Annotated in this window: 16 protein-coding genes and 1 pseudogene; all 17 read left to right on the forward strand. The window is 70.6% G+C overall.

The window, feature by feature from the left end:
* Positions 1–138 precede the first annotated feature (138 nt).
* The 17 genes and pseudogenes from IF67_RS0104580 to IF67_RS0104660 all read left to right on the forward strand — a co-directional run bounded on the left by IF67_RS0104580 (position 139) and on the right by IF67_RS0104660 (position 13,875).
* Positions 139–729: a hypothetical protein gene (locus IF67_RS0104580; protein ID WP_030982331.1), complete on the forward strand. Its 591-nt coding sequence runs from the start codon at positions 139–141 to the stop codon at positions 727–729.
* A 156-nt stretch (positions 730–885) separates the two neighbouring features.
* The gene (gene rpsP / locus IF67_RS0104585; protein WP_030982333.1) at positions 886–1,326 is read left to right on the forward strand and encodes a 30S ribosomal protein S16; all 441 of its coding nucleotides are present in this window, start codon (positions 886–888) and stop codon (positions 1,324–1,326) included.
* A 2-nt stretch (positions 1,327–1,328) separates the two neighbouring features.
* Complete coding sequence (locus IF67_RS0104590; RefSeq protein ID WP_030080383.1) at positions 1,329–1,568, forward strand: RNA-binding protein; 240 nt, start codon at positions 1,329–1,331, stop codon at positions 1,566–1,568.
* 169 nt (positions 1,569–1,737) lie between these two features.
* A complete protein-coding gene (gene rimM / locus IF67_RS0104595; protein WP_030982334.1) occupies positions 1,738–2,283 on the forward strand; it encodes a ribosome maturation factor RimM in 546 nt (181 codons plus the stop codon).
* Positions 2,283–3,092 carry a tRNA (guanosine(37)-N1)-methyltransferase TrmD gene (gene trmD / locus IF67_RS0104600; RefSeq protein WP_030982336.1) on the forward strand — a complete coding sequence of 270 codons (810 nt, stop codon included), beginning with the start codon at positions 2,283–2,285 and terminating at the stop codon, positions 3,090–3,092. The genes rimM and trmD overlap by 1 nt, the downstream gene beginning before the upstream one ends.
* A 132-nt stretch (positions 3,093–3,224) precedes the next feature.
* Entirely contained in the window at positions 3,225–3,572 is a 348-nt protein-coding gene (gene rplS / locus IF67_RS0104605; RefSeq protein WP_018087148.1) for a 50S ribosomal protein L19, read from the forward strand.
* Between the two features lie 95 nt (positions 3,573–3,667).
* Entirely contained in the window at positions 3,668–4,432 is a 765-nt protein-coding gene (lepB, locus tag IF67_RS0104610) for a signal peptidase I (RefSeq protein WP_030982338.1), read from the forward strand.
* Positions 4,425–5,582 carry a signal peptidase I gene (lepB, locus tag IF67_RS0104615; protein ID WP_030982340.1) on the forward strand — a complete coding sequence of 386 codons (1,158 nt, stop codon included), beginning with the start codon at positions 4,425–4,427 and terminating at the stop codon, positions 5,580–5,582. The genes lepB (IF67_RS0104610) and lepB (IF67_RS0104615) overlap by 8 nt, the downstream gene beginning before the upstream one ends.
* A complete protein-coding gene (lepB, locus tag IF67_RS0104620; RefSeq protein ID WP_078889270.1) occupies positions 5,524–6,501 on the forward strand; it encodes a signal peptidase I in 978 nt (325 codons plus the stop codon). The genes lepB (IF67_RS0104615) and lepB (IF67_RS0104620) overlap by 59 nt, the downstream gene beginning before the upstream one ends.
* Before the next feature lie 54 nt (positions 6,502–6,555).
* Positions 6,556–7,284, forward strand: coding sequence for a signal peptidase I (gene lepB, locus IF67_RS0104625; protein WP_030982343.1), 729 nt, complete (start codon positions 6,556–6,558; stop codon positions 7,282–7,284).
* Positions 7,277–7,837, forward strand: a complete 561-nt coding sequence (locus IF67_RS0104630) for an NUDIX domain-containing protein (RefSeq protein ID WP_078889251.1) — start codon at positions 7,277–7,279, stop codon at positions 7,835–7,837. Before lepB (IF67_RS0104625) ends, IF67_RS0104630 begins: the two co-directional genes overlap by 8 nt.
* 38 nt (positions 7,838–7,875) lie before the next feature.
* Positions 7,876–8,184 (forward strand): DUF2469 domain-containing protein, encoded by a 309-nt coding sequence (locus IF67_RS0104635; RefSeq protein ID WP_003980220.1) that lies wholly within the window; start codon positions 7,876–7,878, stop codon positions 8,182–8,184.
* Between the two features lie 488 nt (positions 8,185–8,672).
* Positions 8,673–9,023 (forward strand): annotated as a pseudogene (locus IF67_RS44610) (YraN family protein); the annotation flags it as partial.
* Positions 9,023–10,690 (forward strand): YifB family Mg chelatase-like AAA ATPase, encoded by a 1,668-nt coding sequence (locus IF67_RS0104645; protein ID WP_051817528.1) that lies wholly within the window; start codon positions 9,023–9,025, stop codon positions 10,688–10,690. The pseudogene IF67_RS44610 and the gene IF67_RS0104645, both read left to right, overlap by 1 nt.
* Before the next feature lie 5 nt (positions 10,691–10,695).
* Positions 10,696–12,012, forward strand: a complete 1,317-nt coding sequence (dprA, locus tag IF67_RS0104650; protein WP_420708603.1) for a DNA-processing protein DprA — start codon at positions 10,696–10,698, stop codon at positions 12,010–12,012.
* Positions 12,013–12,374: 362 nt separating this feature from the next.
* Complete coding sequence (gene whiG / locus IF67_RS0104655; protein WP_030080362.1) at positions 12,375–13,208, forward strand: RNA polymerase sigma factor WhiG; 834 nt, start codon at positions 12,375–12,377, stop codon at positions 13,206–13,208.
* 127 nt (positions 13,209–13,335) lie between these two features.
* A complete protein-coding gene (locus tag IF67_RS0104660) occupies positions 13,336–13,875 on the forward strand; it encodes a TetR/AcrR family transcriptional regulator (RefSeq protein WP_037838780.1) in 540 nt (179 codons plus the stop codon).
* Positions 13,876–13,926: the final 51 nt, after the last annotated feature.

Raw genomic sequence — 13,926 nt, forward strand, 5'->3', positions numbered from 1 at the left:
GGCCGCTGGGCGCCTTCTGCGCAGATCTGCGCACCGCGCCCTCGGCACGACTCATGACCGGAAACTGACTGGTACGTGCAAATTATTTGGGATGCCCCGGAATCGGAACACTGGGCGACCTCGGCTCGTTGTCACGACGTGAGCACGACACCGCCTGTCCTCGCCGCCGAACTGGCGCTCGCCTGGGCCGATATTCAACGGCACCACCCCGAGCTGCCGGACCTGGCCGCGCCCGAGTCCCTGATCGGAGAGTCCTCGTCCGCCTGCGGCGCCGAACTCTCCTTCGAACGGCTGCTCCACGAGGCAGTCCACGGCATCGCCGCCGCCCGCGGCGTCCGCGACACCTCCCGCGCAGGCCGCTACCACAACCGCCGTTTCCTGGCGATCGCCGAGGAGCTGGGCCTGGACCATGTCGACGAGCCGCACCCCAGCAGCGGCTTCTCGCTGGTCACGCTCAACCCCGAAGCCAGGAGACGCTACCGCTCCACCATCGAACGGCTGGCCCGCGCCCTGAAGGCGCACACCGCCGCAACCGCCACGGACACCGCCCGCAGCTTCCGGGGTCCGGCCGCCCGGCACGGCTCCTCCGGAGGAGGCGTCCGCGTCAAGGCCGTCTGCGACTGTGGCCGCAATGTCCGCGTCGTCCCGTCCGTGCTCGCCCAGGCGCCGATCGTCTGCGGCGGCTGCGGAAAGCCCTTCCGGATCCCCGAGGTGGCCGCGGTCGGCTGACCCATGGGCGTGTGGCACAATGGCTAGCTGTACTCGACAGTCGCATAGGACCCCTCTCTCCTCCGGCTGACGCGTCCATCGGGCACCCCGAGTACCGCAACCCCACGTGGCATCACGTTGTGCCCCACCACGTCAAGACCAGGAGACACCACTTCCGTGGCAGTCAAGATCAAGCTGAAGCGTCTGGGCAAGATCCGCGCGCCTCACTACCGCATCGTCATCGCCGACTCCCGTACCCGCCGTGACGGCCGGGCCATCGAGGAGATCGGCCTGTACCACCCGGTGCAGAACCCCTCGCGCATCGAGGTCGACTCCGAGCGTGTCCAGTACTGGCTGGGTGTCGGCGCGCAGCCGACCGAGCCCGTCACGGCCATCCTCAAGGTCACCGGCGACTGGCAGAAGTTCAAGGGTCTGCCGGCCCCGGCGCCGATGAAGGTCGCCGAGCCGAAGGCCGACAAGCGCGCCCTGTTCGAGGCCGCTGCCAAGGACTCCGGCAACGAGCCGAAGGGTGAGGCCATCACCCCGAAGGCGAAGAAGGCTGACAAGAAGGCGGACGAGGCTGCGGCCGAGTCCACCTCCGAGTCGACCGAGGCCTGAGCATGCTCGAGGAAGCCCTCGAGCACCTCGTCAAGGGCATCGTCGACAACCCCGATGACGTGCAGGTGGCTTCGCGCACCCTGCGCCGTGGGCGCGTGCTCGAGGTCCGGGTCCACCCCGACGACCTCGGCAAGGTGATCGGCCGCAACGGCCGTACCGCCCGCGCACTGCGGACCGTCGTGGGCGCCATCGGCGGCCGTGGCATCCGCGTCGACCTCGTCGACGTGGACCAGGTCAGCTGACAAGTTGAACACCGGCTCGGGCCGGGGAGGGCCCTCGGGCCGTCCCCGGCCCGAGTTCGTTGGTGACCGTGGATCCAGCCTCGTCACCACCAGTTGAGAAACCACGACGGTCCTCGGACACCTCCGCGAGAGCGGCGGCGGTCCAGCCGCGAAAAGGGGAGAGAACAGCGTGCAGTTGGTAGTGGCACGGATCGGCCGCGCCCACGGCATCAAGGGTGAGGTCACCGTAGAAGTGCGCACCGACGAGCCCGAATTGCGGCTCGCCCCGGGCGCCGTCCTCGCCACCGAACCGTCCTCCGTCGGACCGCTGACCATCGCGACCGGCCGGGTGCACAGCGGCCGGCTGCTGCTGCGCTTCGAAGGTGTCGCGGACCGTACGGCGGCCGAGGCGCTGCGCAACACCCTGCTGATTGCGGAGGTCGACCCCGAGGAAGTCCCCGAGGACCCCGAGGAGTTCTACGACCACCAGCTGATCGACCTCGATGTCGTCACCCGCGACGGCACCGAGATCGGCCGGATCTCCGAGATCTCCCACCTGCCCTACCAGGACCTGCTGGTCGTCCAGCGGCCCGACGGCAGCGAGGTGCTGATCCCGTTCGTCTCCGAAATCGTCCCGGAGATCGACCTGGAGGAGCAGCGCGCGGTCGTCGACCCGCCGCCCGGCCTCCTCGACGACAGCCAGGCCGAGATCGCCAGCAGCCGCGAGGACAGCTGATGCGGCTCGACGTCGTCACGATCTTCCCCGAGTACCTCGAACCGCTGAACGTCTCCCTCGTCGGCAAGGCCCGCGCCCGCGGACAGCTCGATGTGCGCATCCACGACCTGCGGGAGTGGGCCCACGACAAGCACAACACCGTCGACGACACCCCCTACGGCGGCGGCCCGGGCATGGTCATGAAGCCCGAGCCATGGGGCGAGGCGCTCGACGAGATCCTCGCGTCCGGTGAGGGCCGGCCGGTGATCGTCGTCCCCACCCCGAGCGGCGCCCCCTTCACCCAGCAGCTGGCCGTCGAACTCTCGGCCAAGCCCTGGCTGGTGTTCACCCCGGCTCGTTACGAAGGCATCGACCGCCGCGTCATCGAGGAGTACGGCGACCGCGTCGATGTCCGCGAGGTCTCCATCGGCGACTACGTCCTGGCCGGCGGCGAGGCGCCGGTGCTGGTCATGGTCGAGGCCGTGGCCCGGCTGCTGCCCGGCGTCCTCGGCAACGCCGCCTCCCACCAGGACGACTCCTTCGCCCCCGGCGCGATGGCCGACCTCCTGGAGGGGCCCGTCTACACCAAGCCCCCCGAGTGGCGCGGCCGCGGCATCCCCGACGTGCTGCTCAGCGGCCACCACGGCAAGATCGCCCGCTGGCGCCGTGACCAGGCCTTCCGCCGCACCGACGTCAACCGCCCCGATCTGATCGAGCGCGCCGACCCCGCCGCGTTCGACAAACACGACCGCGCGATCCTGGCCGCTCTCGGCTGGTCGGAGGGCGAGGACGGCCGATTTGGGCGGACGACCGGAGCCGTGGAAGAATAGGCCGCTGCTGTGTGCGTCCGGCGCGCGCCCCTGCCACAGGGGGAACGACGCCCGCCCGACGGAACGGCATCCGAAACATCCTTCCCATATCCCGTTGATGACCTGTGGCATCAGCGAAGAAAGCAGTAGGTCATGCACCTTCTCGACTCCGTCGACGCCGCGTCCAAGCGCAGCGACATCCCGGCCTTCCGCCCGGGTGACACCGTCAACGTCCACGTCCGCGTCATCGAGGGCAACCGCTCCCGTGTGCAGCAGTTCAAGGGCGTTGTCATCCGCCGTCAGGGCGCCGGCGTGCGCGAGACCTTCACGGTCCGCAAGGTCAGCTTCTCCGTCGGCGTCGAGCGCACCTTCCCGGTGCACACCCCGATCGTCGAGAAGATCGAGGTCGTGACCCGCGGTGACGTCCGTCGCGCCAAGCTGTACTTCCTGCGCGAGCTCCGCGGCAAGGCCGCGAAGATCAAGGAGAAGCGCGACAACTGAGCCGGCCGTCCCGGCGCACGATTTTTTGCGCCGGGGCAACGCAAACCGACGCTCACGTACGGCGTCCGGATCCGGCCGGATAGGCTCAGGGCCCGATGGACACCGACGCACAGCTCACGGAGCGCGACGCCTCTCCCACCCCCGACCAGGGGCCGGAGCAGGGGTCGCGCTCCGCGCGTTTGCTCGCCCGTGCGGCCGGGCTGCGCCATCGTCCTGCCACCCTGCTCGTGCTCTGTCTGGCTTTTGTCCTGCTGCTCAGCGCGTGGGTGGCGCAGCCTTTTCTGATTCCCAGCTCCTCCATGGAGAACACCCTGCGAATCGGGGACCGGGTGCTGGTCAACAAGCTGGCGTACCGTTTCGGCAGCGAGCCGGAACGGGGCGATGTGGTGGTTTTCGACGGCACGGGGTCTTTCGTTCACAGGGAGCAGAGGGAGAATCCCGTCACGGGGCTGCTGCGCGGAGCCGGCGCGGCGCTGGGCCTGGCCAGGCCCGCCGAGACCGACTACGTCAAGCGTGTGATCGGCATCGGCGGTGACCGTGTGACCTGCTGCGACAAACGGGGGCGGATCGAAGTGAACGGTGAGCCCGTGAGTGAGGCGTATCTCCACCCCGGGGACACGCCGTCCTCGGTGGATTTCGACATCGTGGTGCCGGAGGGCAAGTTGTGGGTCATGGGTGATCACCGCGCCAGATCCAGTGACTCCCGCGACCACCTCGGTGACCCCGGGGGCGGCACGGTGCCGGTGGACCGGGTCGTCGGCCGCGCGGACCTGATCACCTGGCCGGTGAGCCGCTGGCGCACCTTCGAGCGCCCACGTTCCTTCGACCGGATACCCGCCGCGGCAGGCCCCCATGGGTAACCGCGGACGTCCCCGTCACGGAGGCCAGGGCACCGGTCGGTCCGGAAGGGGCGCCGACAGGTCCCAGCGGGGCCGCGGCGGCACGGGGCAGGGAACCGGCGCCCCGTACAGCGGCAGCGGCGCGTACGGCGACCCTCAGGAAACCGGTGGGAGCGACGGCTCCCGGGCGGGCGGGGCCACGACCGGCAGACGGGCGGGACGGGCCGGGACCGGTGGCCGGGCCGAGCGACGGCGCATGGCGCGGCGCATCAAACGCCGCAGGCAACGCTCCTACCTCAAGGAAATCCCCATCCTCGTCGGCGTGGCGCTGGCCATCGCCCTCGTTCTGAAGACCTTCCTCGTCCAGGCCTTCGTCATCCCGTCCGGCTCCATGGAGCAGACGATCAAGATCGGCGACCGGGTGCTCGTCGACAAGCTGACGCCGTGGTTCGGCTCCAAGCCGACGCGCGGCGACGTCGTCGTCTTCAAGGACCCCGGAGGCTGGCTCAAGGGCGAGCAGAACAAGCCCGCCGACACCGGCGGCGCCTTCCAGCCGGTCAAGGACGCCATGACCTTCATCGGGCTGCTGCCGTCGGCCGATGAACAAGACCTGATCAAGCGGGTCGTCGCGGTCGGCGGTGACACCGTCAAGTGCTGTGACAAACAGGGCAAGGTCACGGTCAACGGAACCCCGCTGACCGAACCGTACGTCCATCCGGGCAACCCGCCGTCCACGCTGAAGTTCACGGTGAACGTCCCGACCGGACGGATCTTCGTGATGGGCGATCACCGCTCCAACTCCGCGGATTCGCGCTTCCACCTGGACGAGCCGTACCGTGGCACGGTCTCGGAGGACGGTGTCGTGGGCCGGGCCGTGGTGATCGGCTGGCCGTTCAGCCACTGGCGGCGCCTGGAAGAGCCGGACACCTTTACGACCGTTCACGACGCGCCGGGCGCCAAGGCGTCGGCGGCAGTCGCGCCGCATAGGCTGTCCACCGAGAGTTTGACCGTACTCCCGACCCCTGCGGAACTCCCGCTCGTTATGGGAGTGGTGGGCCTGCACCGGTTCACGGGTGGGCGAGTGCGTGGAGTGAGGAGCAGATGTGGGGGACTTGGCGGTCGGCGCGCGGTCCGGAACCGGAGAGCCCGAAGAGCCGGCAGGGCGTGGTGAGACCACGCGGCCGGCGACGAGTTCCGTGCATCAGTCACCGGCTCAGTCGCAGGCAGGGGCGCAGGCGCAACATTCTGCCCCGGCGGGTCCTTCGGACACGTCGGATGCGTTGGACACGTCAGCGGGTGACGAAGTGAGCGGCGGCATGAAAAAGGCCAAGAAGCCGCGTGCTTTCTGGAAGGAGCTGCCGATTCTCATCGGTATCGCGCTGCTCCTCGCGCTGCTGATCAAGACATTCCTGGTACAGGCGTTCTCGATCCCGTCCGACTCGATGCAGGACACCCTGCAACGCGGGGACCGGGTCCTGGTCGACAAGCTGACACCGTGGTTCGGTTCCAAGCCGCAGCGCGGCGAGGTCGTCGTCTTCCACGACCCGGGCGGCTGGCTGAACGAGACGCCGACCCCTGAGCCCAACCCCGTCCAGAAGGTCCTCAGCTTCATCGGCCTGATGCCCTCGGCCGAGGAGAAGGATCTGATCAAGCGGGTCATCGCGGTCGGCGGCGACACGGTCGAGTGCCACGGCACCGGCCCGGTCAAGGTCAACGGCAAGGCCCTCAAGGAGGACTCGTACGTCTTCCCCGGTGCCACCCCCTGCGGCGACCGGGCCTTCGGCCCGATCCACGTCCCCAAGGGCCGGATCTGGGTCATGGGTGATCATCGCGACGACTCCCTCGACTCCCGCTACCACCAGAACCTCAAGGGCAACGGCACGGTCTCGGAGGACGAGGTCGTCGGCCGGGCGTTCACCATCGCCTGGCCGATCAACCGCTGGGCAACCCTGCCGGTGCCGGACACCTTCGACCAGCCCGGAATCAACAAGGCCATGGCGGCGGCTCCGGCCGCTCTCGGCCTGGCCGGGGCGGTGCCGCTCGTCATGTGGCGTCGCCGGAGGCTGACCGGAACACGTAACCCCAGGTAAGGTGCCGTCCCGGATCTTCGACGCGGGCACTGTCCGCGGGGTGGGAGCGCTGGGATGAGCAGCAGTACGGAACGCAGGACCGACGGCCGCGGCCGGACGACGGGCAGTGTGCTGTCCGGTCTGGCCGTGGCCGTCGGCTGTGTGCTGTTCCTGGGCGGCTTCGTATGGGCGGCGCTGATCTACCGTCCCTATACGGTGCCGACCGATTCGATGTCGCCGACGATCGCGGTCGGGGCGCGGGTCCTGGCGGAGAGAGTGGACGGCTCCGAGATACGCCGCGGCGACATCGTCGTCTTCAAGGACTCCACCTGGGGCGCCCTGCCGATGGTCAAGCGTGTCGTCGGCGTCGGTGGCGACAAGATCTCCTGCTGCACCAAGCAGGGCCGGCTGACCATCAACGGAACCCCGGTCGAGGAACCGTATCTTCAGGGCAGCGGCCCCGCCTCACCCATTGGCTTCAAGGCCAAGGTCCCCACCGGCCAGCTCTTCCTGCTCGGCGACCACCGCAGCGACTCCCTCGACTCCCGCGTCCACCTCACCGACGGCGACCACGGCTCCGTGCCGCGCAGCGCCGTCGATGCCCGGGTCGACGCCCGCGCCTGGCCGCTCGGCAGCGTCGGCGTGATGCAGCGCCCGGCCACCTTCTCCGCACTCCCCGGCGGCACCTCGCAGCCCGGCCCGGTGCAGCCCATCACCTTCGCGGTGGTCGCCGGAGCGGTCCTCATCCTTGTCGGCGCGGCCTACGGGCCCCTCGCCCGGCGCAAGGCGCGCAAGCGTGCCTGAACGGCCGGGGCGGGGCGCCGAGGGGCCGGCCGCGGCCCGTGGGGCAGCGGCCGGCAATGAACCGGAGACGGCCGTGGTGCGCCAGGTGTCCCGCATCGTGCTGCTCGACCCCGACAACCGGATCCTGCTGCTCCACGGCTTCGAACCGGACCGCCCCACCGAACAGTGGTGGTTCACCCCCGGCGGCGGTCTGGAAGAAACGGAGACCCGCGAAGAGGCGGCCCGCCGCGAGCTCGCCGAGGAGACCGGCATCTCCGACGTCGTCCTCGGCCCCGTCCTGTGGAAGCGCCGCTGCGCCTTCCCGTTCGACGGGCGGCGCTGGGAGCAGGATGAGTGGTATTACCTGGGAAGGACCGACCGGACTGCCACCGACACCGGTGGGCAGACTGACCTGGAGCGACGCAGCGTTTCGGGACTGAGGTGGTGGACTTCGGAGGAACTGTCCGCATCGCATGAGACGGTGTATCCAACCAGACTCGCCGAGCTGCTGCGCACGCTGCTCGACGAAGGGCCCCCCGAGGCGCCAGTGCTCCTGGAGACCGAGCGGGTCTGACGCACAATAGGGGGACGCACGGCTGAAGGGGATCTGCCATGAGCGCCGAGGACCTCGAGAAGTACGAGACCGAGATGGAGCTGAAGCTCTACCGGGAGTACCGCGACGTCGTCGGACTGTTCAAATATGTGATCGAGACCGAACGACGCTTCTACCTCACCAATGATTACGAGATGCAGGTGCACTCGGTCCAGGGCGAAGTGTTCTTCGAGGTGTCGATGGCCGACGCCTGGGTCTGGGACATGTACCGCCCGGCCCGATTCGTCAAGCAGGTGCGCGTACTCACGTTCAAGGACGTGAATATCGAAGAGCTCAACAAGAGCGATCTGGATCTTCCAGGGAGCTGAGGCGGCCGGAGTCGGCGGAGCGGCCCGGCCCACGGCCTGCCCTCCGCCACCCGGACGGGTGAGCAGGTTATCCACAACCGGCTCACTGTCCACCAAGATCCAATAGATCTGGGCGGGAGCGTCACAGTCGGTGCCGGAGGTGGTACCGCATGAACGCCATGCAGGCCGGCCGCAGGGCCGGGGACGATGCACAGACCGCGGGCCGGGCGCGGCGGACGCGCTCAGGAGCGCCGCCCACGGGGGGAAAGCCGCCCACGGACAGGCGGGCGGCCGTTAAGCAGGCACCCGCTGAGCCACCAGTCGTTAAGCAGGCACCCGCTGGGTCACCAGTCGCTGAGCGGGCAGCCGCCGGGCCACCGGTCGTCAAGCAGCCACCCGCTGGGCCGCCGGTCGTTAAGCAGGCAGCCGCTGGGCCACCCGCCGCCACCCCGACGGTCGCCAGGCCACCAGGCACCGGCCCGACAGCGGCCACTCCGGCCGACACCCGGCGACGCGCACTCGGACGCTACGGCGAGGACCTGGCCGCCCGGCGGCTCATCGAGGCCGGGATGCGGATCCTGGACCGCAACTGGCGCTGCCGCGAGGGAGAGATCGACATCGTCGCGGCCGACGGCGACGCCCTCGTGGTCTGTGAGGTCAAAACCCGCCGCGCCGGCTGGTACGAACACCCCATGGCGGCCGTCCGGCCCGAGAAGACCGCCCGGCTGCGGCTGCTGGCCGAACGCTGGCTGGAGCGGCACGGCGGCCCGCCACCCGGCGGCGTACGCATCGATGTGATCGGCGTCCTGCTGCCGGCCCGCGGCGCCCCGGTCGTCCAGCACGCACGAGGGGTGGCCTGATGGGATTCGCCCGGACCTGCTCCGTCGCCCTGGTCGGCGTCGAAGGCGTCGTCGTCGAGGTCCAGGCCGACCTGGAACCCGGCGTCGCGGCCTTCACCCTCGTCGGGCTGCCCGACAAGAGCCTCATCGAGTCCCGCGAGCGGGTGCGGGCCGCGGTCGTGAACTCCGGTGCCGAATGGCCGCAGAAAAAGCTCACCGTCGGCCTCAGCCCGGCCTCCGTGCCCAAAGGCGGCAGCGGCTTCGACCTGGCCGTGGCCTGCGCGGTCCTCGGCGCCGCCGAGCGCCTGGACCCCCGCGAACTCACCGACCTGATGATGATCGGCGAACTCGGCCTGGACGGCCGCGTCCGCCCCGTACGCGGAGTGCTGCCTGCCGTACTCGCCGCCGCCGACGCCGGGTACCGCCAGGTCGTCGTCCCGGAACAGACCGCCGCCGAAGCCTCGCTGGTCCCCGGCATCTCCGTCCTCGGCGTCCGCAGCCTGCGCCAGCTCATCGCCGTCCTCGCCGACGAACCGGTGCCCGACGAGGAAGATTCCCGCGAAGAAGGACGCCCCGACCCGCTGCTCGCCGGGCTGGTCGTGCCCGGCACCAGCGCCGGCGCGGGCCTGCCACCCGGGGACCACACCCCCGACCTCTCGGACGTCGCAGGCCAGCACAGCGCCCGCCGTGCCCTGGAGGTCGCCGCCGCCGGACGCCACCACATCTTCTTCAAAGGCCCGCCCGGAGCCGGCAAGACCATGCTCGCCGAACGCCTCCCCGGGCTGCTGCCGCCGCTGTCCCCCAAGGAATCCCTGGAGGTCACCGCCGTCCACTCGGTGGCCGGCACCCTCCCGCCGGGGCAGCCGCTCGTCCACCGGCCGCCCTACTGCGCCCCGCACCACTCCGCGACGATGGCATCCCTCGTCGGCGGTGGCACCGGACTGCCCCGCCCCGGAGCCGTATCCCTCGCCCATCACGGCGTGCTGTTCGTGGACGAGGCCGCCGAATGCAGCCCCCGCGTCCTGGACGCACTGCGCCAGCCATTGGAGTCCGGTCATGTGGTCGTCGCCCGTGCCGCGGGCATGATGCGCATGCCTGCCCGCTTCCTCCTCGCCCTCGCCGCCAACCCCTGCCCCTGCGGACGACACGGCACCACCAGCGGCGACTGCGAATGCCGGCCGTCCGCCATCCGCCGCTACCGTGCGCGGCTCTCCGGGCCCCTGATGGACCGGGTGGACCTCCGGATCGCCGTGGAACCCGTCGTCCGCTCCGAACTGATCACCCTCGGCCGCGGCGCCGAATCCACCGCGGCCGTGGCCGAACGCGTACGCGCCGCCCGCGAACGCGCCGCGGCCCGCCTCGCCGGCACACCGTGGCAGACCAACAGCGAGGTACCCGGCCACGAACTGCGCACCCGCTGGCAGGTCCACCCCGGCGCACTGGCCCCGGCCGAACGTGACCTCGAATGCGGACTCCTCACGGCCCGCGGCTTCGACCGAGTCCTCCGCGTCGCCTGGACCGCCGCAGACCTGTCCGGCCGCGACCGCCCCACCAGCGAAGACGTCAATTGGGCCCTGGAACTCCGCACAGGCGTACGCCGGGGCGCTCTGACGGCGGCGGGTGGGGGCGGAAGCAAGCGCAAGACCGCGACGAGCGCCGCCTCGCCGCCGGGCAGGTGTGAGCGGTGACCAGGATCGACGCATGGGGCTTCGCCACAAGGACACCGGCCACGGCCCCGGATGACCGCGGCCGTGGGCCCGAGACAGCCGAGCCGGACCATGCCAGGCACACGACGGCCGGGACGCGCCCCGCAAAGCCGACGGCAGCCGGCCGACGGTCCGCTGACCGCGCGGAAGACGACCCGCAGCGCACCGCCCGCACCGCCCGCGCCGCCCTCACCCGCATCCTCGAACCGGGCGATGAAACCGCCGGACGCTGGCTGCGCGAGAGAGGCCCGGTGGCTCTGTGGCACACCCTGTCCGACGACACCGCGGACCCGCCCGCCGGCGCCACCCCGGCCAAGATCGCCGGACTGCGGCTCCGTGCCGGCCGGGCACGCCCCACCGCGGACCTCGACGCGATCACCGCACTCGGCGGCCGGTTCCTCTGCCCCGGGGACGACGAATGGCCCGGCCAGCTCGACGACCTCGGCGACGCCCGCCCCGTCGGCCTGTGGGTGCGCGGGACAGGCAACCTCCGGCTGTGGGCGCTGCGCTCCGTCGCCGTCGTCGGCGCCCGGGCCTGCACCGAATACGGCGCGCATCTCGCCACCACCCTCGGCGCCGGCCTCGCCGACCGCGGCTGGACCGTCGTCTCGGGAGCCGCGTACGGCGTCGACGGCGCGGCGCATCGCGGTGCACTGGCCGCGGACGGCGCAACCGTCGCCGTCATGGCCTCCGGAGTCGACTACGCCTACCCTCGCGGTCACACCGAGTTGATCGACCGGATCGCCGAACAGGGCTTGGTGGTCGCCGAGTTACCACCCGGCGACCACCCCACCCGCAGCCGCTTCATCCAGCGCAATCGCGTCATCGCCGCACTCACCAGAGGCACCGTCGTCGTGGAGGCCGAGCTGCGCAGCGGCTCACTGGTCACCGCCCGGCGAGCGCTGGCCCTCGGGCGCTTCACGATGGGGATGCCGGGCCCGGTCACCAGCGGCCTGTCCGCCGGTGTGCACCAACTCCTGCGCGGCGAGGCCGCGGTGGTCACCGACGCCGACGAGGTCATCGAACTCGTCGGCAGCATCGGCGACCTCGCCCCCGAGCGGGAAGGGTCGACCCGCATCCGCGACCTCCTGGACCCCGTCGCGAGCCGCGTACTGGAGGCGCTGCCCGCGCGCGGCAGCACGGACACCGCCCATCTGGCGCAGGAAGCCGGCACGCCCCGCGACGTCACCCGCAGCAAACTCTTCGAGCTGCTGTCCCTCGGATTCGTTCAAAGGTGCGGTGAGCGCTGGGAGTTGGCGCGACGCGCCGAGACGACCGACGGTTCCCGGCGAGGCGGTCCTTGACCTGGGGCGAACGGGTGAAAGGGTGAGGGGAATGACCGCAGAATCCAGGTTTGCCGTGCTTCGGGGCACGGGTCCGATCCGTGGGGAGATGGCGATGTGGCGCAGGGGATGCACGAGGTCCCGCCCGCCGCGCCACCGCGTCCGTCCGCACGGCCCTCCGGGCGCCCGCACCCGGCTCCCTGTCCGGGTGTCGCCACGCCGTACGAGGTAACCCTGAGGTGCGGGCAGCGGAACGTATCTGCGCACGCCCGAACCTGCCGTCCTCGCGCACCGCGACGCTTCGGTCACGCTACGCTCACAGGCAAATTCAACCCTCATACATCCATCCACCCGCGTCTCGGCAGAACGGCTCAAGGCGACGAATGCCCCAGCACACCTCCGGGTCTGACCGTGCGGCTGTACCACCGGCCGCGCGCGGCAGCGTGCGCCCCGCCCCGCCCACTTCGCTCGACGAGTTGTGGCGCTCCTACAAGGCGTCGGGCGACGGGCGGTTGCGGGAACAGCTGATCCTGCACTACTCGCCGCTGGTCAAGTACGTCGCCGGCCGCGTCAGCGTCGGCCTGCCCCCCAACGTCGAACAGGCCGACTTCGTCTCCTCCGGAGTCTTCGGACTGATCGATGCCATCGAGAAGTTCGAGCCCGAACGCTCCATCAAGTTCGAGACGTACGCCATCACCCGCATCCGCGGCGCAATGATCGACGAGCTGCGTGCGCTGGACTGGATTCCGCGCTCCGTACGGCAGAAGGCCCGGGCCGTCGAACGGGCCTACGCCACCCTCGAAGCGCAGCTGCGCCGCACCCCGTCCGAGGGTGAGGTCGCCGAGGAGATGGGCATCGCGCTGGAGGAACTCCACGGTGTGTTCAGCCAGCTGTCCCTGGCGAACGTGGTGGCTCTGGAAGAGCTGCTGCACGTCGGCGGTGAGGGGGAACGGCTGAGCCTGATGGACACTCTCGAGGACACGGCCGCCGAGAACCCCGTCGAGATCGCCGAGGACCGTGAGCTGCGACGGCTGCTCGCGCGTGCCATCAACACCCTCCCCGAACGTGAGAAGACCGTCGTCACCCTCTACTACTACGAAGGCCTCACGCTTGCCGAGATCGGCAACGTTCTCGGTGTCACGGAGAGCAGGGTCAGCCAGATCCACACCAAGTCCGTACTCCAGCTCAGAGCGAAGCTCGCCGACGTCGGACGCTGAGTCACGTTGCGGACGCCGGAGCTTCCCGTACGCCGTGTTGCCGGGCGGAGTGCCACGACGGGCGCGCCATCCGTAGAGTGGTGATGTGCCCAGGATTCGAGCGGCCTCCGTGGCCGAGCACCGGACGATGCAGCGCGGCGCCCTCTTGGACGCCGCCCGCACCCTGCTGTCCGAAGGCGGAACGGAGGCGCTGACCTTCCCCGCCCTCGCCGAGCGCACGGGTCTCGCGCGCTCCTCCGTATATGAGTACTTCCGCTCGCGCGCCGCTGTGGTCGAAGAGCTGTGTGCCGTCGACTTTCCGGTCTGGGCCGCCGAGGTGGAATCGGCGATGGAGCGGGTCGACACGCCCGAGGAGAAGGTCGAGGCGTATGTGCGCCGGCAGCTCGCTCTGGTGGGCGACCGGCGTCACCGTGCCGTCGTCGCCATCTCGGCCGGTGAGCTGGACGCCGGTGCACGCGAGAAGATCCGCGCGGCGCACGGCGGACTGATCGCCATGATCGTCGAGGCGCTCGCCGCCCTCGGCCATGCACAGCCCCGACTCGCGGCCATGCTCCTTCAGGGAGTCGTCGACGCCGCGGTCCGCCGCATCGAACTCGGCGCCGCGGAAGACCCGGACGAGATCACGGAGGCGGCGGTCGGGATGGTCCTCCGCGGCGTCCGCGGCTGACGGGGGGGGGCTTCCCCCGGGGGGCCCCCCCCCCGCCCACCCGCCCCCACC

The sequence above is a fragment of the Streptomyces sp. NRRL S-1813 genome, from assembly GCF_000719605.1.
Lineage (GTDB): Bacteria > Actinomycetota > Actinomycetes > Streptomycetales > Streptomycetaceae > Streptomyces > Streptomyces decoyicus.